Annotated in this window: 15 protein-coding genes; 9 read left to right on the plus strand and 6 right to left on the minus strand. The window is 47.9% G+C overall.

The features are described from left to right. Positions 1-4 precede the first annotated feature (4 nt). Genes F3I09_RS22995 through F3I09_RS23010 form a run of 4 tightly spaced genes read right to left on the minus strand, consistent with a single transcriptional unit; the run spans position 5 to position 10515 of the window. The gene (locus tag F3I09_RS22995; RefSeq protein WP_149697402.1) at positions 5-2086 is read right to left on the minus strand and encodes a hypothetical protein; all 2082 of its coding nucleotides are present in this window, start codon (positions 2084-2086) and stop codon (positions 5-7) included. Between the two features lie 15 nt (positions 2087-2101). Next, positions 2102-6520 (minus strand): hypothetical protein, encoded by a 4419-nt coding sequence (locus F3I09_RS23000; RefSeq protein ID WP_149697403.1) that lies wholly within the window; start codon positions 6518-6520, stop codon positions 2102-2104. Continuing rightward, complete coding sequence (locus tag F3I09_RS23005) at positions 6517-8751, minus strand: fibronectin type III domain-containing protein (RefSeq protein WP_149697404.1); 2235 nt, start codon at positions 8749-8751, stop codon at positions 6517-6519. The genes F3I09_RS23000 and F3I09_RS23005 overlap by 4 nt, the downstream gene beginning before the upstream one ends. A 15-nt stretch (positions 8752-8766) precedes the next feature. After that, positions 8767-10515, minus strand: a complete 1749-nt coding sequence (locus tag F3I09_RS23010; RefSeq protein WP_149697405.1) for a hypothetical protein — start codon at positions 10513-10515, stop codon at positions 8767-8769. 193 nt (positions 10516-10708) lie between these two features. Here F3I09_RS23010 and F3I09_RS23015 point away from each other — a divergent pair, with 193 nt between their 5' ends. From F3I09_RS23015 to F3I09_RS23055, 9 genes are all read left to right on the plus strand, one after another. After that, complete coding sequence (locus tag F3I09_RS23015; RefSeq protein ID WP_149697406.1) at positions 10709-11968, plus strand: dihydroorotase; 1260 nt, start codon at positions 10709-10711, stop codon at positions 11966-11968. A gap of 17 nt (positions 11969-11985) precedes the next feature. Then, positions 11986-12516 (plus strand): DUF4199 domain-containing protein, encoded by a 531-nt coding sequence (locus F3I09_RS23020; RefSeq protein ID WP_149697407.1) that lies wholly within the window; start codon positions 11986-11988, stop codon positions 12514-12516. A 59-nt stretch (positions 12517-12575) separates the two neighbouring features. Continuing rightward, the gene (locus F3I09_RS23025; protein ID WP_149697408.1) at positions 12576-13523 is read left to right on the plus strand and encodes a glycosyltransferase family 2 protein; all 948 of its coding nucleotides are present in this window, start codon (positions 12576-12578) and stop codon (positions 13521-13523) included. Between the two features lie 6 nt (positions 13524-13529). Beyond that, positions 13530-14663 carry a glycosyltransferase gene (locus tag F3I09_RS23030; protein WP_149697409.1) on the plus strand — a complete coding sequence of 378 codons (1134 nt, stop codon included), beginning with the start codon at positions 13530-13532 and terminating at the stop codon, positions 14661-14663. A gap of 420 nt (positions 14664-15083) precedes the next feature. Then, positions 15084-16103 (plus strand): dehydrogenase, encoded by a 1020-nt coding sequence (locus F3I09_RS23035; protein ID WP_149697410.1) that lies wholly within the window; start codon positions 15084-15086, stop codon positions 16101-16103. A 27-nt stretch (positions 16104-16130) separates the two neighbouring features. Further along, positions 16131-16706, plus strand: a complete 576-nt coding sequence (locus F3I09_RS23040; RefSeq protein ID WP_149697411.1) for an SIS domain-containing protein — start codon at positions 16131-16133, stop codon at positions 16704-16706. Beyond that, positions 16703-17398 (plus strand): nucleotidyltransferase family protein, encoded by a 696-nt coding sequence (locus F3I09_RS23045; RefSeq protein WP_149697412.1) that lies wholly within the window; start codon positions 16703-16705, stop codon positions 17396-17398. The genes F3I09_RS23040 and F3I09_RS23045 overlap by 4 nt, the downstream gene beginning before the upstream one ends. A gap of 18 nt (positions 17399-17416) precedes the next feature. After that, complete coding sequence (locus F3I09_RS23050) at positions 17417-17956, plus strand: HAD-IIIA family hydrolase (RefSeq protein WP_149697413.1); 540 nt, start codon at positions 17417-17419, stop codon at positions 17954-17956. 57 nt (positions 17957-18013) lie between these two features. Continuing rightward, positions 18014-18991 carry a hypothetical protein gene (locus tag F3I09_RS23055; protein ID WP_149697414.1) on the plus strand — a complete coding sequence of 326 codons (978 nt, stop codon included), beginning with the start codon at positions 18014-18016 and terminating at the stop codon, positions 18989-18991. A gap of 50 nt (positions 18992-19041) precedes the next feature. Here the strand turns inward: F3I09_RS23055 and F3I09_RS23060 are convergent, their stop codons facing one another. Both F3I09_RS23060 and F3I09_RS23065 read right to left on the minus strand, forming a co-directional pair. Further along, positions 19042-21663: a carbohydrate binding domain-containing protein gene (locus F3I09_RS23060; RefSeq protein ID WP_149697415.1), complete on the minus strand. Its 2622-nt coding sequence runs from the start codon at positions 21661-21663 to the stop codon at positions 19042-19044. A 127-nt stretch (positions 21664-21790) separates the two neighbouring features. Beyond that, positions 21791-24325 (minus strand): DNA gyrase/topoisomerase IV subunit A, encoded by a 2535-nt coding sequence (locus F3I09_RS23065; RefSeq protein WP_149697416.1) that lies wholly within the window; start codon positions 24323-24325, stop codon positions 21791-21793. Positions 24326-24328: the final 3 nt, after the last annotated feature.

Below are 24328 nucleotides of genomic sequence, written 5' to 3' on the forward strand. Positions count from 1 at the left end.
CGAACTAATAATTAACTGTTATTTCTTCCGTAAATAAGGATGCACCATCGCTCTGACGTTGCAACTTTACCTTATAACGATATACTGTATTAACCAACAGGTCTGTATCAATAAACTCCTGTACATTCCCATCCAACGTTTTGAATAAACGCATCGGGCCTCCCTCGGCAGAACGATATACCCAGATGCGGGTAGTGCCTTCCGCTCTTTTCCACTTCAGCTGGATATGCTTGTTATCACGATCAATCATCGCTTTCAGCGTCTTATCACCCTCCAATGTTCCCATATCAAGACGTTGCAGCGCAAGTGTTTTAGACATCCCCTTCAGGCCACTGTCATCAATTGCTGCAATGACATAATTATATTTCACACCTTTTTTTGCGGAAGTATCTGTGTATTGGCGAATGCTGTCTGCATTTTTAAAGACAGCTATTTCCTGCCATGCAGTGTCCACAGCACGCATCACCTTATGCAATACCACATCTTCACTGGTGCTGGGCTGCCATTGCAGAAAAACACCCTGCTGATCTGTATGCGCATCTGTAAATACAGGCGGCACAGGCGGTACTACATCAGGTCTTTTCAACTTTAATACCGCGGAAAACTCAGATGGATTATAATGCCCGTCAAGCGCCACGAGCTTGTAATAGACGTATTTGGTCAGCGTCTTCACAGTGATCGTATCTGTAAATGCATTTGTTTTCACAGGCGCTCTTGTTACCTGTACAAACTCTTCATCCGGTCCATTCGCCCTGAAAACACGGTAACCATACATATCTTCTTCCGTATTCGCTTTCCATTTCAATGATACAATACCTGAATCGCTGATCAGACCCGATAAGCTATCTGGCGCTGCCGGCGGCACACTGTCAAGCAGTTGTACGAATTGTGCGAAAGACACTGTTGAGCGTCCGTCCGCAGTATAGGCCCTTATCCGGTAGTAGTTGGAGCGCAAAGGCTGATTATCCATGAACACACTGTCCTTATCAGACAATAGCTGTTTATTGATCTTCGTGTATGTTTTTTTCAGCGCGCTGCTACGTTCAATATCAAAACCTTTCAGTTTTACAGGAGCAGGAGGCATCGTCCATTTGATCAGCACACCTGTGTTCATGATAGCTGTTCCGGTAATAGAAGGATGGGCATTCATCTCTTCCATCACTGTAGTGTGAATGGTATCAGACGCTGCACCTATCTGGCCAAAGGGAGTGATACCACGCACCCGGTATACCTTCGGCTCACCGGGTTTAGGTACAGTATCGATATAGAACATCCGCTGCTGTGGTTCTTTATTCTCTGCTTTATCTGTATTGATAATTGGTTCTTTTGTAACAGCACGGAAAGTCTTTCCATTATCGTCTGACCGTTCTAATACAAATGCATTATACAGGTTACTGAACAGCACTTTATCCCAGCTTAACATCACTGCCTTTGTTGTTTTTTCAGCACGCAGATCACGGGGAGCAGGCAATGGCCGTTTGTCGGCAGCGCCGGTATATACATAGCCTGTATCGCCTGTAATACCAGATATGAAAATGCGATATAGATATTTCTCATTCTTCCGGGTATCCTTATCTACAAAAGCCAGCGCGGAGGCTTTCGCCACCAGCCAGGACTGATCTGCTGCAAATAATGCGAAGCTATACCGGTTTTCCTGCTCAGTAGATTTCTGATAGAGCGCCATTACATTATTGCCCGCAGCACCCGAAGCATTGATACTGAAATCCTTTCCGTACAAGGCCTGTGCGGCAATAGCTCCCCAACGCTCGTCTGCATTGACCACTTTCTCCCATTGAGGCAGGGCAAGTGGTTTTAAGGGCTGAGTCGTTAGTACCTTCTCTTCCGGCTGGGGCAACATTTTACCATCTCTTAAGATGGTATAGCGCTTCACCATATACCCCTGCACATTGGCATTCCGCCAATAATCAGTATTTACCGGCGCCCAACGCAGCATGATCGAATCTTCTGCCGGAGACGCCATCACGGCGATCTTCACAGAAGACTTCTGCTGCGCTGTTGCCTGCATGGACCAAAAGCCGATGCAAACAACAACGATCCCTTTACACATATTCCTGACTGCTTTCATAAAATACTTCTCTATTTATATCCCTGAAAAAGGAACGGTGATTGTTTTTTCTGATGTTACTGTATTGATACCCGGCAGCACATACCTGATCTTAAACCTGTAGTTGCCCGGTGTAATACGTCTGAATTGTTTCTCCATGATTGTCTTCATCTCAGCCGGGATGGTCACTCCACCGCCGATCATGGCATTTACCACATTCGCCTGCATGTGTACAAAATCCCATGCGAAATAATAAGGCAGATTGTATACGAATGATGCATATCCCTGGCCTAAAGCAACGCTGTTTGCATCCAGCTTCAGTCCTGTTGGATTTTGTCTCAGGTAGATCGCTTTCACAGGTGGTGCACCCAGCAGGTCGGTATTTCTCCAGCCCAGTTTCAGGGAAGGCGCTACAGGATAGCCTGCATATACATAAGGGTAGATGTATTCCTTATACCAGGGGTTATCGTCCAGTATGGCTTCAAACTGCAGTATGGAACTGTTTCCATTTATATCAACCTCTTGTGCATCAAACAACTCATTGCTGTTCATCATATACCTGAGCTCATCGATACCGTTGTCCAGCGGCCAGCTGCTTGAGGTAGCCGGTACACGATCGATCTTTTCAGTGAATGTGCTGTACAGGGAGCTCCTGAACTGCAGGGTATATATCACACGCTCTGTCAGGTTGTTTACGCTACCTTCCGCTTGCTTCGTCTGTACGGTGAGACTACCGGTACCAGCGCCCTGATTGGTGGAAGATGTAGTCACATTCCTGTCTATTGACAGATCTCCTACAGTTGGCACGTGCAGCAGTTGCAGGGTGTAGGCCTTACCATTCTTCAGATCACGCGGCATAGAGAAACTCACTTTACCGGTAGTGTAGAATAATGTGAACTCTCTCGCAGGCTCACCGTCTGCAGTGATACGGCAGAGCTGTTTGAAATCATCACCCTTCGCAAAAAGGTTGTCCTGGCCTTTCTTCAGCAGGATATATCCTTTATCAGTTTCATCTTTATAGTAGTTCAGCTGATTGATCACCGGATAGGTATAAGCCACGTTATCAGGACGGATCTCCAGTGGTTCTTTATCTGTGACAAAATCATTCTCGATGGTTTCTGCATAAGGCACCCCGTCTACCAGATAAGGCGTCCAGCTGCCATTGCTTTCCTGTTCGAAACTCACGCGGGCAGTCATACGGAGCGTTTTCTCACCCGGCAGAATGTTAGGCGTATTCAGGATCACCACAGTATTATCATCATTCCATTCCATGGTAGCCGGAATATTGTTCGCCCCTTCTCTGACATTAAAGTATTCCAGTCTCGCGCGGAAGCTCAGTCGCTTACCGGCATCATCCGTAATATTGAATACCTGTCCTACAGGCATATTGAAAACGATCTGCGGAGCAGTGAAAACATCCACCGCCGTAGCTCCTTTGGAAGGTGTATAGTCGCCAATCACCTGTACACCCGCTTCTGCAAATATGTTGTTGCTGACGATCTTACATTCTTTACCCAGTGTTACTTCAAACTTACAGTTACCGCTGATCAGACCTCCGAGTATCCTGAACTTACCACCTACTATACCTCTCATCCAGGTTGGATTCGGTAGTTTAGCCTGCAGCACAACAGCTGCACCCAGGTCAATAATATCAAAGTTCCCTTTCTTGAAGAACAGGTTCACCCTGATACCGATTTTACCCTGGAAGTAAGCATACACCTGGCCATTCGCAAACCATCCGTTGATACCGATAGGACCTGAATTACCTTCACAATGGAAGGCATCTCCATAGTCTTTCAGCATCATGTCAAAACCTAGTCCTGCTGCGAAGCGCGCATAGAACATCAGGAAAGACATATCGCCGGTATCGAAGTTCAATCCGGCACCGAAAGCAAAGCCGGTACCACTTTTCAGGGAGTTCATGTCCCTCATGTAGTCGAGGTCGATACCTCCCAGTATCTGGCTGACGTTGGCCGGTGGCGGCGGACTACCCGGCAGGTCCTTACCCACCATGAAGTAAGAGCTGGCACGCGCCAGGCTTAGTATACTGATGCTGATCGGCTGATCCGGCGTACCTACAAACATATGCCAGCCATCAGGTCCTGTATAGATCTCACCTTCACCTGCCAGTCCGCGGGGACCAGAACCCTGTATAATACCAGCTACATTAATGAACGCCTTCAGGTTGGCAAAGAAGATGCTGTTCTCAAAGTCAATATCCACCATCAATCCTACTGATATCACTCCTTCCGGCACGACCTGGTTAGGATCGTATTTATCAGACTGCCCGTCGTTAGATTCCAGCTGTTTTGCGTACATGGATTTCATCATGTCCATACCCTTCAACATCGGAATGCTAAGCACATTACATTGTCCGCGGAAAGTGATACGGTTCACACCCCCACCCTTGTTAAAGGAGATCTCGAACGCTACCAGTCCATTGATCGCTTTTTCACTTCCGGCTATGAACTTGATAGATGCCTTGATACCAATGCCTGCATTCACATCAGGTTTATAACGTATACCTGTGGAAGTAGCGCCCAGTTCATATTTGGAAGCATCGTCCGTCAATGCTATCGGCTTCACGCCATAATAAAGACCTCCGCCGAAACCTTTCAAAGCAATAGCCGGCGGTATGATCAGGAAGGCAGTCGGTAAATCGACCATGATATCCGCATACCAGTATTTATGGTCCTGCACAGCACCAAACAAGGCAGTAGCATCCAGTTTAAGGGCGCCGCCACACATATTGATGCTGGCGCCTATATTACCTTTGAAGCCATCGCCATATATCTCATTATCATCAAAGAATTCGAGACTACCTTTTAATGCAAAAGCGCCCTGGTTGATGTCTATCGCGATACGGCTTACTTTCACATTACTGAACCGGTAATGTTGTCTTCCATCATCCCCCTGATCTACTTTTCCAAGGATGGCAAGAGACGCATCAGCAGCAAAACCATTCTTCGAATCTTTTGCGTTCATCAGGTTCACCGCCACATCAAACGCCAGCCCTCTTTTCTCTCCATCCTTTACAAAAGCGATCTTACTGATAGACATACCAAAGCCGCCCATCTTCGGCAGATTTAAGCTGCCTGATAAAGCGAATGTACCGCTATGAATATATGGCGCTTGTGTGGAGATAACCAGCTGCTCAAATTTGAGATCGGGTACAGTCAATTTTGTACCCTTACTGCTTTCACCGGAAGCGGCTTTACCCAGGATAGACAAAGTACCTGTAAGGCTTGCCATTGCCTGGAACTTACCGTCTTTCACTGCTACTTCCAGGTAGGAAGAAGGCAAGAGTGCTACATCAGCCGTGAATATGGGGAACTCAACGTTCTTTGTAGGCTTGATATTGAACACATATTCCTCTCCCGGATGGAACACCGCACTATAATCAAAACGGGTCGTATCTCCTGTAATAGGTACATTCACGCCACCGGCCAGAGAGCCAGCTGTCAGTTGGTTGGCAACGAAGTTCAGTTTAACTTCATCTACAGAGAATGACCATCCACCGAGATCACCATCTTTCAGCGGAATTAAATTTTTAGCAGCAATCTCTCCACTGAAACCTTTTTCATCGATAAGCGCATTTCTTACTGCGAGTGTTTTAGGCTTGTTGCTTGTCCTGTCTTTTATTTCGCGGGGTAGTTCCACCGTAAAACTGCGCAGGTAGAAACCACGCCAGAAGGCCTTGTCATCAGCAGTATATTCCGCAGGGAAAACCATTCCACTGCTGTTATTATCATCGCTCAGATCGATCACCGCATCCTGTACGGTAAAGGTCACACTCTTCACACCTCTCACCTGGAAAGGGTCAATGGCCACGGAAGCAAGGATATCGTGCAGGTTGGAGGCGGTGACCTCAAACTTACCTTTTACTCTGTCTGTCAGGTTCTGCGTACCATCACTGTTCACCTTCACGAGTTTTCTGCTCAGGTCTACTTCTGCACTCAGTCCTATTTTTCTGAAACCATTACAGTCAAACTCCACATAGGTCTTACCAGGCATAAAAGTGATAGCAGTGCTATCTCCAAAGAGATATAAAGGCACCTTATTCACCAGCTCCATACGGGCAGTGCCTACAAGTCCTCCGGCACTGCTCAGCGGCACGCCCCTGGCGGCAAACATCAGCTCCTTATCTGTACCTGGAAGTGTTACCACCATGAATGTGGTGATCTCTGCATGATTGGGCAGGAAACGGATACTGTCTACAATCACAGGCGGATTGCCGTTGTCAGTACCGCCGATTCCCAATGGCAGTTTATAACCACCAGCAGTATCTTTCAGTTTGTCGTATAGATTGGTACCATTGATCCCCTCAGTCACCCTGCGTTCCTGGATGATCTTCCAGGCATCGTGGATGTGTTGCTCCAGCGGCGTACGCTGCTGGGCCAATCCCGGTAATGTGCAGAGACACGCAATGAGGTATAGGTATAGGCGTTTCATCATAGTTTCTCCAGTATTCCGTTAACCCAGTTTAAAATTGACGTTTTAACATCCGGCAGTAAATCATCTTCTTTTGCAGTCTTCAATGCATTACTGATAAATGTTTTAAACGGCTGATCTTTTATGCTCAATGCATTGATCACTTTTTCTTCCTGGTCCTGTAATTTATTATCGTCGAGTATCTTTAATATCGTAGCCTTGTCCAGCGCCATACGGGCTGCCGTAAATGCTGTTATTTCCTCTGGCAGCTTTGTCAGCACAGTATCTGCAACAGTCAGTGTCTGCATCACCGCATCATTCACTTCTTCGGGCACTTTGAATCCTAACTGTGCATTATACTTGTCGATGAACTCCTTCGCAGTCTTATACTTCTCTTCAAAATCCTTTCTGAGTGCGGCTATCTTCTCAGCAGAATAATCATCCTTCATGGCAGATAATCCCTTACGGAAGATGCTCATCAGCTTCTTCAGTTCTTCCTTCACTTTTTCAAGGAGCGCTTTTGCCTGGTTGGCCAGGTTCTTCAGCTGCTCTGCTACTTTCTTCGCAGCAGTCGCCTTTTCTTCAGGTGTCATGTTCTCAGACTCCTGCAATTGTTGTAGTTCCTGCAACTTGTTCTGTATCTCGCCCAGCTTCTCCAGCGTAGCATTGTCCAGCTCATCCCATCCCTTCATTTTCTCCAACTCTGCCAGCATACCTGCAGCGTCAATTGATTTAAGACCTGCTGTGTCTATCTTGCCTACGATGTCCGTGATCTTTTCCAGGTAGCCGTCCAGCGACTCATTCATATTCTTAGTGACAGTATCGATATCATCGCGTTGCAACTCTATCACACCCACATACATCTTCTTGTCAGTATTCACACTGATGTTTTTAAACACAACCGGCAATGTCACGAAATTCAGGAAGGGCACCTTGATCTTTCCGCTTCCGGAGAATGAACCTTTGGAGCCTTCCGCCTTCTTCACTTCCACTTTAAAGTCGCCCGCGATGATCACATCTCCTTCTTTCAATTGCTCCAGTCCTTTACGGTTCGAGATCTCTCCTTCACCCACTACCTTACCACATACAAAATCGCCTGTCTCCATGGTTTCATTCGGCATAGTGAAAGACTGTACAACAGAGTAATCGCCATATCCCCATATACACTGGGCATTCACCTGGTATTCATATTTCTTACCAGGCTTCAGACCTGTAATAGTATATTGTGGCAGATAACTTGTTTCCTCGTACCACTGTGAAGGATTATCTCCCGCCTCACGGTAACGCACAGTAAATGCCTGCTGGGAAACACCTGATCGCCAGGTCAGTTTCAGTTCATTCTTACCCGACACTGCTGCCATCACATCTGCCGGTACACCACATTTTTCACCGTAAGTGAATCTCACCGCTTCACTGAAACCGTCGTTGATAAACATATCCTTTCCTTCCGCTTCAATGGCCTGTACCTGCACCGCATAGTTCTTTCCCGGCGTCAGCATCGGTTCGCCAGGCCCATATACCAGCATGGTCTGCGCCGTCATGGTTTCATATACCGGACGGGTAGTACGCAGGGCATCGTTAGGGTCACGGTCTGCAGGGATCAGTTCTACCAGCCTGAATTTATAAGCCACATTAAACGCTGCGTTGAACGAGGCAGTATGACGGGGCATCCACTGGAATACGACGTTCTGTGGCTCCATCGCATCTACCTTGGTATTGGCCATCGGTAGATTGATAATAGGTGGATAACTGAGGAAAGTAGATACAACGGCATTCCCCTGGTTGGAGACAACAATATTGCGGGTGTAGTCCATCACCTCTACAGTAAACTTGTAGATACCTTCAGGAAGTTTAGCGCCCTGTTTGGTCAGTGCACTGTTGTCCAGTCCCTGTATCAGGAGGTTCTGCGGATTCAGGTAAGTTGCCAGATCCGGCCCGCTGAGCGAGATCATCTCCCCCCCCTGTAAGATGATAGGTGCGGTATAAAAGCCCGGTTTACTTTGCAGCGTTACGCCAAAGCCTTCGATCTTTATTCTTAGCCGGCATTTGTAATCACTGACAGTAAGGTCTTTCAGCAGGATGTGCACCTGCATACGCTGCACATCGGGTGCTGCATAGTCGCTGAGGTACAGGCTGTACGGGGGATTGATCTGCATGGTGGCCATTACAGGATAACTTGTCTGTGCATAGGTCCTGCCGCAGCACAGCAATAGCGTCAACAACGCCCCCAACATATATTTAGTAAGTCTAAGCAAGGTTTCTCTGTACTTTTAAAAATTATAATTATATCCCAGCGTTGTGGTTAACTCGGATATCTTTTTATTGCTTCCTTTTGTATTCTGACGATTAAGGGCTGTTACCCCCAGGTTAAGGCTATGTACTTTCTTGATTGTATAAGCACTACCCGCTCTTGCAGTGAGGATGCGGGAAGTGTTCTCACCATTGGTAAAGCTGCCATTCCAGGTCAAGGTACCAGACAATCTCATTTTCTTATTCAATACACTTTTATTCACGCCCAGGGTCGGTCCGAATGTAACAGCTACCAGGTCGAGCGAGCTATTCCTGTTGGCGTTAAACCCAGCCATGATCGACATGTTCTTCGGTATCAGCTGCAGGTTATAGGAAGCATTCAGGTTGTAGAAAGTAGCGCCGGAAGCCTGCTTCACCCCTCCCTGTTTATCTGACGATTCCATATAGGAAACGTTACAGATGAACATCTGCATTTTCTCTTTACTCTGAGAGATGTTGTAGTTAAACCCTACGGAAGCATTGCTGGATAACTGGGTATAGTTCAGCGTATCCAGGTTCTCATAGGGGGTCAGCTCATTCAGGTAATCAAACTCGGAACGGATATTGACGAAAGACTGGAAATTGGAATAGCTGAAATTCCAGTTCATCTTCTTCGTAGCCGCAAAGCTGATATTCAGTGCTCCTACAAAACGACGCATCGTGCTAAGCTTATCATTATGCAGGTTATTGCGTTGCACACCCGCGTTCAGAGCGCCGGTAAGCCTGTCTTTCAGCATACGTAACTGGAAGTTGCCGGTGATGTTCTCGAAGTCGTTGGTGAAATAATAGGCGCCCAGTGTTTTATACTCCGGTGCTACCCATTCATAACCGAGGCCTATCGTATAATGCCCTCCATTGTAACTCAGACCTGTTTTATAAGCCGTGTACATGGCGGTAGAACTGTTCTTGCTGATCAATCCTCCGGTAGGCGCTTTAATATCACCCAGGCTGTCGGATGCGGCACGGGTATCTCTTGTCAGGGCGCTCACCGCCACTTCTGCGTTAAACAATAAGCGGTCGAAGAACTGTTTGGAAATATTCAGGCCCATGGCCACATTTTCCTGTGGCGTTAGCGTATATCCCTGTGGCACAGGGCGGATAGAGTTTTCGTCATCTTTTCCCCTGAATACCATTACCTCAATATTGTCCTTGCCGGTACTGTATCCCGCCTTAAAACCATAGCCCATACGCTTGTATGCCGGTATGATCTCAGGGCGAGAGGTATCTGCCTCCACTGCTTTCTGCAGGCGGCCATACATCACGCTGAACTTAAAGCGGCCCGGAGGCGCCAGGTCAACACCGATCCCGTTAAAGAGATGACCTGCCAGTGTATAACCGGAAAAGTTCATGCTGGAATAACCGATATGACCCGTTACCCATTTATAGGTCGGCGTCAGGCCATATTGATTGAAAGGCTGGGAAAACGCTACATTACTCTGATTGGAATAAGTGAAGCTGAATGGTACGGACCATCCATACAGATCAATATTCAGGTTACCGTTCAGGAAGAAATTGTAGGGATCTCTGCGTCCCTCTCCCAGTCCTGAGGACCAGTAAGCAATTTGTTCAAGACCAAGACCTCCAGTAATTTTAATTGGTTTCTCTTTTCCTATAGCATCCAGCCGTTGTGCATGCAGCTTGTAAAACGAACAACAAATGACAGCGATTAACAGGGTTAATGGCCGTAAGCACGTTACGAAACGATCATAGGTCGGGTATAACTTCGACAATACTTTGGGTTTTCTATTTACTAATGCTGGTCCCCTTTTAAAGAAAATGGCTCAAATCGGCGCAAATATATAAATATTTATTAATAAATAGAAAGTAAAATCCCTCCGGTTGCACGCCCTATCCTGAATTTCTATTACTTTTGCAGCCGGTATTTTTTCTCAGACAAGCTATAGACACAGTTAGTATTAAAGCATGCACATATTACTCAAAAGCGTACAGATAGTCGCACCAGCATCCCCTTTTCACGGGCAACAGCAGGATATTCTGATTGAGAACGGCATCATCCGCCAGATCGGGAAGGACATTTCTTCCGCTCAGGCCCGGGTGGTGACTGGCAATAATCTGCATGTTTCATTGGGATGGACGGATATCTTCGCGCACTTCTGCGATCCTGGCCAGGAATATAAGGAAGATCTCCAGAGTGGGGTTGCCGCAGCGGCCAGGGGTGGATACACCACCGTACTGATAGTGCCCAATACACAGCCGGCGCTTCACACAAAACCGCAGATCGAGTATGTGCTCAGCCGCACCCGCAACAGTGTCGTACAGGTGCTCCCTATAGGAGCGGTAACCAAGAACCTGGAAGGTACCTCCCTTGCTGAAATGTATGAAATGCAGCTGGCCGGGGCCGTAGCATTTTCTGACGGACTGAAACCTATCCAGTCGCCCGGTATCATGCTGAAAGCCCTGCAGTATGTAAAAGCAGTTAACGGCACCATTATCCAGCTTCCTGATGATCTGAGCATCTCTGCCCATGGCCTGATGCACGAAGGCATCTACAGCACCCAGCTGGGTATGCCGGGTAAACCCGCCATTTCGGAAGAACTGATCATCCAGCGCGACCTGGAGCTGGCGCAATATACCGACTCACGTATCCACTTCACAGGCATCAGTACACGAAAATCAGCAGATCTCATTGCCAATGCCAAAGGCAAAGGCATCAAAGTGACCTGCTCCGTAACGCCTTATCACCTGTCGCTTACCGATGCACACCTCGTCACCTATGATACCCACCTGAAGCTCAATCCTCCGCTGCGTAGCGCAGAAGATGTAAAAGCGCTGCAGGAAGCTGTAAAGACCGGTGTGATAGACTGCTTCGCCACCCATCACCTGCCGCAGGACTGGGATGCCAAACAGGTAGAGTTTGAATATGCAAAGAATGGCATGATAGGACTGGAAAGCGCCTTCGGTGTATTCCGCAAGCATCTGCCGGAAGTATCTGTGGAAAGACTGGTAGAGATGCTCTCTGCGCAGCCCCGCAAAATATTCAATCTGCCTGAACTAAGCCTCACTGAAGGTGCAGCGGCCAATCTGACCATATTCGACCCGGAAGAGGATTGGGTACTCACAGCAGATCACCTGGCCAGCAGGTCAAAAAATTCAGCGTATATTGGCGCGGAATTGAAAGGAAGTGTGAAAGGGACCATCAACGGGCAATATGCCCAACTTTAAAAAGTCATTCGTGTACTATGAGTAATGCATCATATCCTAATCCCGGTGTAAAATGGGGACTGATAGGCGGTTTAGTCGCCATCGCTATCGGCGTCGCCCTGTATTTTACCGATATACCTATGCTGTTTAGCCTGAAATACGGCATCCTCCTCCTGATTGTGTTTGGAATGACCGGCGTACTGGCCGGTCTGGAACGGAAAAAAGCCAGGGGCGGCCATATTGATTTCAAGGGAGCCCTGCAGCCTGTCTTTACCACTTTTGTAATCGGATCGCTGATCAGCAGCATTTTCATTTATGTGCTGGCTAATTTTATTGACCCGGGCATCATTGTGAAAATGAAAGAGGCCGCTATCAAAAGTTATGAAAGCATGGCGCCCATGCTACGCACAATTGGCACACCCAAAGACGAATATGATAAAGGATTGGCAGATATCAGGAACCAGGACTTTTCAGTGACCATCGCGGGTAGCTTCATGTCCTATCTCATCGGCCTTTTCCAGTATTTTGTCGTGTCTGCCATAATAGCATTTGCGCTCCGTAAAAAGTAGCGGACTCAGATTGGCACTTTATTAGATAGAATAGCATCCTAAACACATTGTTATATAACATGGATATTTCCGTTATCGTTCCTTTAAAAAACGAAGAAGAATCACTGCCCGAGCTGGCCGCCTGGATTGACCGTGTCATGCAGGAACATCAGTACTCGTATGAGGTATGGATGATAGACGATGGCAGCACTGATAATTCCTGGGATATAATCCAGCAGCTGGCAGCAGCTAACCCGAATGTGAAAGGGATCAAATTCCAGCGTAACTATGGTAAATCCGCCGCCCTCAATGAAGGCTTCAGGGCCGCCCAGGGCGATGTGATCATTACCATGGATGCCGACCTGCAGGATAGCCCCGACGAGATACCGGAACTCTACCGTATGATCAAAGAAGATGGCTTTGACCTTGTCAGCGGCTGGAAGAAAAAACGCTATGACAGCGCCCTTACTAAAAATCTCCCTTCCAAATTATATAACTATACCACTACCCGCATGAGCGGTGTCAGGCTCCATGACATGAACTGCGGACTTAAATCCTATCGCAGAAAAGTGATCAAAAGCATTGAGGTATATGGAGAAATGCACCGCTATATTCCTGTGATCGCCAAATGGAACGGTTTCAGGATGATCGGTGAAAAAGTAGTGGAACACCGTGCACGTAAGTATGGTACCTCCAAGTTTGGCCTGGAACGCTTTATTAACGGCTTCCTGGACCTGGCTTCCATTATGTTCATCAGTAAGTTCGGAAAACGTCCTATGCACCTTTTTGGGGCCCTGGGCACACTTTCTTTCATCATCGGTTTCGGCATCGCATTATACCTGGCAATTGAGAAAATTATCTATTCCCAATATAAGATGACCGAACGTCCTATATTCTTCCTCGCATTGCTGGCCATGATCATAGGGTCCCAGTTATTCCTTACCGGCTTCATCGGCGAACTGGTAACCAGGAACGCCCCTGAAAGGAATGAATATCTCGTGGAAACAATCCTGGACCGAACCAAATAATAGCTGATGGGCAAAAAGAAAATCCTCTTTCTCGGACCGGCCTGGCCCTACAGGGGCGGACTAGCCGCATACAATGAAAGGCTGGCGGAAGAACTGCAAAAGGATGCGGAAGTAGAGATCTGGACCTTCACCGTACAGTATCCTTCATTCCTGTTCCCTGGTAAGAGCCAGTACGCTACAGAACCGGCGCCGCCACACCTGAAAATACGCAGGCTGATCAACTCTATCAATCCGCTGAACTGGTTGAAAGTCGGCCGCATGATCCGCAAATGGCAACCGGACCTCATCGTCACCAAATACTGGTTACCGTTGATGGGCCCCTGTCTCGGCAGCCTGCTCCGCCTTGGAAAAGGCAAAAATACCCGGGTGGTTTCCATCCTGGACAATGTGATACCACACGAAAAAAGAGCCGGGGATGTACCCTTTACAAGGTACTTCCTGAAACCCGTAGATGCCTTCATCGCCATGAGCCAGTCCGTACTGGACGACCTCCGGCTGTTCGAACCCGGCAAACCGGCCTCCCTGATCCCCCACCCGATCTACGACAATTACGGTCCTGCCGTATCCAAATCCGTGGCCAGGGAACAACTGAAACTGCAACAAGACAAAAAATATATCCTCTTCTTCGGCTTTATCCGCCAGTACAAAGGGTTGGACCTCCTGCTCCGTGCCATGGCTGACGAACGAATGAAACAGATGGACATACACCTCATCGTGGCTGGAGAATTCTATGAGGATGCCGCTCCCTACCACCAGCTGCTGGAACAATTGCAACTGGGCGACAGGGTACTCATGCATACCGATTTCATCCCCAATGATGCTGTAAAGAACTACTTCTGCGCAGCTGACCTGGTGGTACAGCCCTATAAGAGTGCTACCCAGAGTGGTATTTCCCAGATCGCTTACCATTTCGAAAAGCCAATGGTGGTGACCCGGGTAGGCGGCCTGGTAGAGATGGTGCCCGACAACATTGTGGGCTTCCAGTGCGAACCGGAACCCGCGGATATTGCCGCCGCTATCGAAAAATACTACCGGGATAATCGCGAAGCCGATATGACAGCCGCTGTTCGCGTGGAAAAGAAACAGTACTCATGGGAACGCCTGGCAGGGGAAATACATAAACTGGCCGCCAGCAAATAAGGCGATCGTCCCATTTCTGTATGCTACAGGTCCAACTTAAGTCCAGCCTAAAGGCATGGTAAAAGCATGGTAAAGGCATGTATACGTCATGTATAGGCCATGTTTAAAACGTATTACATAACGGCATCATTCGCTCCAATCGGCTCCGCCAGGAGCCACGTGTTTGCAGCCCGGGGTGATAACCCCGGGAACCGGAAAACGGGGTATCCCCGAAACCGGAAAACAGGTCTGCATTGACATGCGAATTGGAAACGGGTCAAAAGCGAAAACATAAAACAAACCGGAAAGATCTTCCAACCGATCATTCCGGTTATTTTTTCTATAAGACATATAGACATATTTTAACTTCTTTTAAACAAGATAGAATCATATGCATGCGCAATTGTTTTATCTTGCAGCACTTATAAAAACGGAAATACTGTGATTTATCGTAGCAAAGCACCCTTACGCATTGGCCTTGCAGGAGGCGGAACAGATGTAAGCCCTTACTCGGATATGTACGGGGGAGCCATCCTGAATGCCACTATTTCGCTTTATGCGCGGGCAGCCATAGAACCAATCGCTGATAAAAAAGTCCTGTTTGAATGTGCGGACAGGTACGAAACACTGGCTTGTGACGCAACCTTTCCCCTGCCCCTTGACGGTAAGCTGGATATCCTGAAAGGCGTGATCAACCGGGTAGCGAAAGATTATGGCATTCCTTCCGGGTTTAAGCTAACCACTTTCGTGGATGCACCTGCCGGTTCCGGTCTGGGTACCTCCTCTACCCTCGTAGTGGCTGTATTGGGCGCTTTTGCTGAATGGCTGAAACTTCCCCTGGGGGAATATGATATGGCACACCTGGCCTATGTGATCGAAAGGGAAGACCTGAAACAGGCAGGCGGTAAGCAGGACCAGTATGCGGCAACCTTCGGTGGCGTGAATTTCATGGAATTCTACAACGGCGATAAGGTGATCGTGAACCCCCTCCGTATAAAAGAAAAATACCTGGATGAACTGGAGAATAACCTGGTACTGTACTATACTTCTACCAGCCGTTTGTCCAGTAGTATCATTTCCGAACAGCAGAAGAACGTACACGAGAAAAAGGAAGCGAGCATTGAGGCAATGCACCACCTGAAAGAGCAGGCTGTGATGATGAAGGAAGCCCTGCTCCGCGGTAGTATCGACAAGATCGGCGAGATTCTTGATTTCGGTTTCCAGCATAAAAAGAATATGGCGAAAGGCATCACCAACTCCCAGCTGGACGATATTTACGAAGCCGCCAAACGTGCAGGCGCTTCGGGAGGTAAGATCTCCGGTGCCGGTGGTGGTGGTTTTATGATCTTCTACTGTCCGGGCAATACCCGCTACAGTGTGGTGGACGCCCTCAAAGCTTTCGGCGGGGACGTAAAACGTTACCATTTTACACACAATGGGATCAATACCTGGTGTATCTGATCTTTTAACCAAAACGACTTACACGCTATGGCGAACAATATCATCAAAACAATACAGGAAAGCATTGCAGTAAAACAGGCCATTTGCCAGGACGAAACGCTGATCAATACTATCCAGCAGGTAGCCAACGTCATTACGGGCAGCCTGCAGCAGGGACATAAGATCCTCTTTTGCGGCAATGGCGGCAGCGCAGCAGATGCACAACACCTGGCCGCAGAATTCTCCGGCCGTTTTTATAAAGACAGAACGCCGCTGTACGCAGAAGCGCTCCATTGTAACAGCTCTTACCTCACCGCTGTTGGCAATGACTACGGCTATGACCAGGTATATGCGCGCATCCTGCGGGGTATCGGCCAGCCAGGCGATGTACTGGTAGGCATCTCTACTTCCGGCAATTCTGCCAACATCCTGGAAGCATACAAAGTAGCCAAAGGCAAAGGCATGATCGTTGTAAGTATGACCGGCCGTTCCGGCGGTAAAATGAAAGATGACAGCGACTACCTGCTGAATGTGCCTTCTGCCGATACACCACGTATCCAGGAATCACATATCACCATCGGACATATCATTTGTGAAATCGTTGAAAATAATCTCTTCCCATGATCAGGGAATGTATAGTACTGGCCGGCGGACTAGGTACACGTCTGCGCAGTGTGGTGGCCGATAAACCGAAATGTATGGCGCCGGTAAATGACAGGCCTTTCCTGTATTACCTGCTGCAATACCTGATTAAGCAGGGTATCACACATGTGGTGCTGTCGCTGGGGTATAAATCAGAACAGGTCATTGAATGGTGCGAAGAAGCAGGACTACCCATACAACTCTCCTATGCTATAGAGGCAGCACCATTGGGTACCGGTGGCGCTATCCTGAACGCCGTTTCCCATCTGAAGGAAAACGAGTGTTTTATTGTCAACGGAGATACCTTCTTTGATGTGTCGCTCTCCGCTTTTTACAACTTCCACCAGCAATCCCACAGTAAGCTGTCACTGGCCTTGAAACCTATGCGGGAGTTTGAACGCTACGGCAGTGTACAACTGGATAATGATGCGCGTATCACTGCATTCCTGGAGAAGAAATACTGCGAGGAAGGATTGATCAACGGGGGCGTTTACCTGACTTCCAGGCAATACCTGGAAAGCCTTCAGTTGCCTGCACAGTTTTCCTTTGAAAAGGAAGTACTGGAACCACAGGTGAAGCACGGACAGGTATACGGTTTTATCAGTGACACTTATTTTATCGATATCGGAATTCCGGCTGATTACGAGCAGGTACAAACAGATTTCCGTTCATAAAACCTGCAATGTAAGATTATGCATATTGACGCTTCATGGACATTATTCCTGGACAGGGACGGGGTGATCAACAACGAGATCAAAGATGGGTATGTGCTCAATTGGGATATGTTCCGCTTTGAAGAGGGCGTTCTTTCCGCTTTACCTAACCTGGCACGGAAATTCGGTCGTATTGTGATGGTCACCAACCAACGCTGTATCGGAAAAGGACTTTTAACAGAACAGGGCCTCCACGATATCCATGCTAAAATGCTGGACATCATCAGTAAAGAAGGAGGCCGAATAGATAAGATCTACCATTGCCCGGACCTTGATAATGACAGTCCCTGCCGTAAACCGAATGAGGGCATGGCCCTGCAGGCAAAGGCAGACTTCCCGGATATTGATTTCTCCCGGTCAATAATGGTAGGCAACACACTGAGCGATATGAAATTCGGTAAGGACAAAGGAATGATCACCGTATTCATCCCCTCCACCAAACCGGATCTCCCCTTCCCTCACCCGCTGATGGACTATCGCTGCAAAGGACTATTGGAATTTTCGGCCATCATACAATAATTTTGTGTCATATAACGTAATAAGCCTGTAGATAAAGTTTTCATTTCAAATAAAATTATGATCAGAGCCTGTCTTCTATTGTTATGCTGTACTTTCTTCACGTACGCCGGCCTCCAGGCCCAGCGTGCAAGGATAAGCCCTGCTAACGAAGCTGTCATGCGTACACAGCAGGACTCCCTGCAGATCCTCTCTGCCACCATCCTGAGAGGCAGGGATGAATCTACCAGGCAGCAGGCAAATGACCGTTTTATCCCCAAACTGGTACAAACACTGAAAACACCTTACTCCTTTGATTTTAAGTTCGATTCCCTGACCACCATCTCCATCCAGTACCCGGCAGATAGTACCTTCCGGATCTTTACCTGGGGACTGGAACAGGAAACCAGCTTTTATCATCACTACGGTGCTATCCAGATGAGAACTGAAGGAGGCGAACTAAAACTGTTCCCCCTGTTCGACGATTCTGATTATATGAACAATACCGACACCATCGCCGGCAACAAAGCCTGGTACGGCTGTCTTTACTATAAAGTGCTGCTGCGCCGCTACTTTAACCAGAATTATTACACCCTCTTCGGCTGGGATCCTAACAACGTACGCAGCCAGAAGAAACTGTTGGACATGCTGACATTCAAAGACGGTCAGCCTGTATTCGGTGGTCCGTTCTTCAGCTTTATGGAGGACACTATTCCTAAAAAAACACGTAACCGCTTTATACTGGAGTTTAAAAAAGATGCTACTATCAGTTTAAGCTACAATCCTGATATGGACATGATCGTATACGATCACCTCATTTCGGAAAGTAACCAGCCATCCAAACCTTCTACCTTCGTGCCCGACCTGGACTATGAAGGCTTTAAGTGGAAAGCCGGCAAATGGGTGCATATTGAAAAAGTATTCCATGATGCATTGCCGCTAGGTAAAGTACCTGTAGCGGCTCCGCTGAACCAGAAACAGAAGAAAATGACAAAACCGCGAACGGCAGAAGAGATCAATGAAGAGTTGCAACCGCAGCCCAAAAAGCCTAAACAATAAATAAAAAAAGGGTGTATCATAAGTCTGATACACCCTTTTTTATTTCCTCCTTACTGCACCAGCACCTCGTCCACAAACAACCAGGAAGTACTGCCCTTAAACAGATAACCATCCGGAATAGTACCGATCGTCTTTGCAGTGAAACGGATATACCGCGCTTTCTTCTTTTTCACATTGATCCGGAACGATTGCAGATAAGGCTCACCTCTCACCGATCCCTTCGCATTCCGCGCTGTGCCTGCCAGTTCATACTGCTTACCATCCACAGAAGTATATATTGATACTTCAGACGGCAGGAATATACCACTGTTAGGATCTGCAAGGAAGTTCACGCTCACATTACTAAGGTTCTCAATCGTCTGCATATCCACCACGGCACTCACATCTTTCCCTAAGAAACCCAGCCAGCGGCCGTCTTTGAATGCTGTCGTACCCATGATGCCATCCACCAATGTAGCCGCTCCTGCCGCAGGATACGAAGCATGAAAAGGCGTTTCCAGTGTTACGGGTTTACCCAGTGCTTTATTCACTGGAATGAACGCCTGACTACCTGCTATCAGCTTCCCCTTATCAAACAATGCCGCATATACGATACTGGCAGTATTTATTTTTAACGGTGAATGATATTCAGCTGCACCTGCATCAGGCAGACGATCTATAGCGTATTTCAATACAGCGTCATTGCTGCTGCTACTGATATTGACGTTGGCCGTATGGTCTGCATTGATCTCATAACGTATCACGGGATCGGGGCATACCTGCAGCAGGTCAAACCAGGCCATTCCCTGATCCGGTACTTCCAGCGTCAGGATAGCATTGGTAGAAGAATTCGCTGCCCGGAAAGTAAAACTGTATTTCTGCCAGTCATTGCTCAGCTTAAATACTTGTTCCTGCGCTGCTACCTCTATACCCATACGGAACGAAGGCATTTTATCCTGCTCTTTCGCCCTGGCCCAAACCGAAACAGTGTAACTGTTGCCGGCATTGATCACCATGGGCACCAGCCGGATCTTATTGCCGCCACTATCTGTGGGTGTGGTCAGGCGTAAGCTGAACATCCCTTCCTTACTCAGTCTCGAGTCGGCAAAGAACGTGGCCCCGGCATCTGCCTTCTCTCTCACTGTACTCTTTACATTAGATCCAATCGGCAAGCCCGGGCTCACTACTTTCTCAAAACCAGGATTCAGGGTCAGGTTACCCGGATATAACAAGGGAGAAGACTTTTCTTCCGCAGCACGTACCAGGTACACGCGAGTGCTGTAGGCATCAATGATATCGGAGATATCTCCGCCGGTGAACGGCACTGCCCTGTTCTCAAACCAGAGCTCCGCATCGGCAGACAGTCCTCCTTCTTTGACATCTGTATGCAATGATAATGTCTTAGGTTTATTCTCATTATTGACCGCCACGACCAGGAGGTTGCCCTTATAGCGGAATGCCCTCGTTAAAATAGTACGATCCTCGCTATGTACAGCCGGCGCCGGGTCGGCTGATAACAGGAAAGGCGTCATTTGTGCCGTCTCTACCGCCATATCGCTACAGGCCGACCAGGCAGAGACAGACTGCGGATTCAGGTTGCCCGGAGCATGTACGTAATACTGGATGCCTTTCGCACCGTTTACCAGCCCCATATACGTCATCAGACGTATTTCATTCGCTGTCGGTTCCCGCGACCACATTTCCTGCCCTCCGAAAGCCTGGGGCACCAGCCATACCGACTTCTCATACTGTAACCTGTTGTTCAGATACTGTACGTCTTCCGCTACCTTGTCTGCCTTCCCCGGTATGGGATAAGGGTCAGTCATGGCAATATCCATAGTATTACGGAAATCATTGATCTTTTGCGGCATCATAAACACCACAGAGATAGGGTGATAAGGGTCCAGCTCCTTAATCAGCTGATACGCCTTTTCCAGTACTGCAGGCGGCCTTCCCTGCCCGTCCGGTTCATCGTTGATGTACCAGGCTAATAAAGCAGGATGATCCCTGAACGCAAGTACCTCACGCTTCAATATGGCCAGCTTCTCATCCTCCGTCATGTCCAGTCCTTTGGCGCCGTTATGGCCGCCTCCCACCAGGGAGTTCACTCCATAATTCACCCGTACGCCCAGCTGTGCACAACGGTCCATATAGGCCTTCCGCTCTCCGAAAGTTGCCGCCAGGTTGCTCTGGTAAGTGCCTATCATATTAAAGCCGTGAGCAACCTCCTTTTCGGCCAGGTCACCCACACCTACACAATAGAAGCCAAAAGGGAAAAACGGTAGCCCGTCGGCTATCAGGCCGCCAGTCAGCCGGTCTATCTGCACTGCGTTCCGTTTTGCCGGCAATTGCCTGACCACTACACTACCACTATCCACCAGCTGCCTGGCATACAGCAGGCGGTATTGCAGCGAAGTTTCCCCTGCAGACAGTTGCTGTAATGCTACCGGCGCTGCCAGCCAGTGACCGCTGGCTCCGGCACTACGCCCCAGCTCCGTTGCATTATGGAATAACACAAGTTGATAATCCGCCGCCGGCAGACTATCAGGTATCACACAGACAACACTACCCGCCTGTAAGGGCTGGTAGTAATCATACCTGCTGAACACTTTAAATAGATGATTGCTGCGCTCCTGCGCACGTAAAGGCAATACTCCCAGCAGCGGGAGCAGCCATAGCATGATTCGTTTCATTGGACCCGTAATTAACCTGTTTCCAAGTTATACAAGCCATGCTGTTAATCCTAATTAGTGCTAATCCTAATTAATTAAAAAGCCGTCCGCTTGCGGCGGACGGCTTTTATAAATTGATGAGATATTATCAGAACAATTCTCCCTGAACACCATCCCCATCCGGTTCTTCCTCTTCAGACGCCAGTTCAGCACTGATCAGTTCTTCCCCGGCAATACGGGTACCTACCGTCCTGTAACTTGTCACTTCCACAAACTCAGCCAGATCTACTTCCTCCTCCTCCGGATTCCGTTTCTTACCCGTTCTCAGCAGTACCACAGGCTCTGCATGTGTAGTGATCATCTCCAGGTAGTTACCAGCACCTTCCTTGATGAACAGGAACTTGTTATTCAACGTCTGCGTTTCTACTTTGAAACGTTTGGCATTGAACTGTTTCTTGTCTGCATCAAAATAGATAGCAGAAACGATCTTCTCAGGATTGAACTTCTCAATATAAACAAGCTCATTTGGATCATAACGGTTCGTGAGCTCAAAGTTGGTCAGCTCGTAGGTACCGTTCTTGAATGCAACGAAGAGTTTGTCTTCTGCTTCAAATGAACCGATATAAACCCCTCTTTCCTCTGTATTGAGACGGCCCACTTCTGTGTCGTACCAGAGCTTCTGTCCCGACAGGGTGGATACACCTTTCTCCTTGAATTTCACACTGCGGATCGGGTATTTCGTTACCTGGTTACCCTGGGAGTTACGCCCCTTGATAGCGATGGTCTCAAAGTACAGGTCAAACTCTTTATTTCTTGCGGCACAGTTAGGGCTTAAGCGGATGCTTACCACTTCAGCTTCCCCATTCGGATTGGCAGTAAAATAATGCACCTTGGAGTTCTTTTCTCCCTTGATGGTCAGGTCATATTCCTTATCGCGTGTAATACCCGTTACATTGAAACGTTTGGCATAACTCATACCGGTTTTGCCATCCACATAGATCATGTTATAGGTAGTACGTTCGTCATTTTTCCTGAAGACGTCAATATGAATAATGTCTTTACCTACGAAGATCTTATCCGCTACTTTGGTAATGATCATTTTACCATCCCTGCGGAAGACGATGATATTGTCCAGGTCAGAACAATCTGCCACAAACTCATCCTTCTTCAGTGAGGTACCAATGAAACCCTCTGCCCTGTTCACATAGATCTTGGTATTGGCCATCGCCACCTGCTGTACCTGGATAGTATCGAAGGTTTTGATCTCAGTAATACGCTCACGGCCTTTACCATATTTCTTCAACAGGTTTTCGTAATAGTTCACGGTGAAATCGACCAGGTTAGCCAGGTCATGTTTCACCTGTTTGATATCCACCTCAATAGATTTGATCTGCTCATTCAGTTCATTAATATCCAGCCTGTAGATACGGCGTACCGGTTTTTCTGTCAGCTTGAGGATATCTTCGCGGGTGATCTCTCTTCTCAGGTTTTTCTTATAAGGGGCAAATCCTTTGTCGATAGCTATGATCACAGCTTCCCAGTCCTTGTGTTTCTGCTCCAGCTCCTTATAAATACCCTTTTCAAAGAAGATCTTTTCCAGGGAGGTGTAGTGCCATTTATCCTGCAGTTCCTGCAGTCTTATTTCCAGCTCACGTTTCAGCAATGCCTGGGTAAAGTCTACAGAAGACTTCAGCAGGTCGCTTACTGTCAGGAAGCGCGGTTTATCGTCGATGATCACACACGCATTTGGCGAAATAGAGATCTCACAATCAGTAAAAGCATACAGGGCATCGATGGTGATATCCGGAGAGATACCTGGCGCCAGCTGTACTTCTATTTCCACATCTTTAGCGGTATTGTCCACGACCTTTTTGATCTTGATCTTGCCGTTATCGTTCGCTTTCACGATAGACTCCATCAGGCCCGTTGTCGTAACGCCATACGGTACGTCTTTAATCAACAGCGTCTTCTTGTCCTTCTCTTCTATATGCGCACGTACACGTACCTTACCGCCGCGTTTACCGTCATTGTAGCTGGCTATGTCTATCATACCTCCGGTAGGGAAGTCAGGATACAGTTCAAACTTCTTCCCTCTCAGGAACTTGATGGATGCCTCCAGCAGTTCTATAAAGTTGTGTGGTAATATTTTAGTAGACAAGCCTACAGCAATACCTTCCGCTCCCTGTGCCAGTAGCAGCGGGAACTTCATGGGCAGGGACAATGGCTCGTTCTTACGGCCATCATAGCTCAGCTGCCATTGTGTGGTCTTGGGATTGAATGCTACATCCAATGCAAATTTGGACAGGCGTGCCTCAATATAACGAGCAGCCGCAGCATCATCGCCGGTACGCACGTCACCCCAGTTACCCTGGGTTTCGATCAGCAGGTCTTTTTGTCCCAGGTTAACAATCGCATCGCCGATGGAGGCGTCCCCATGCGGGTGATACTGCATGGTAGAACCTATGACGTTGGCCACTTTATTGAAACGGCCGTCGTCCATTTCCTTCATCGCATGCAGGATACGGCGCTGAACGGGCTTTAAACCATCTTCCACGCTGGGTACCGCACGCTCCAGGATCACGTAGGATGCGTAATCCAGGAACCAGTTCTCATACATGCCCCCCAGGTGGAGGATGTTATGTAATGATTCTTCTGTCGGTTGTGTATTATCGATGTCGCTCATAAT

This window comes from Chitinophaga sp. CF418 (assembly GCF_900142925.1).
Lineage (GTDB): Bacteria > Bacteroidota > Bacteroidia > Chitinophagales > Chitinophagaceae > Chitinophaga.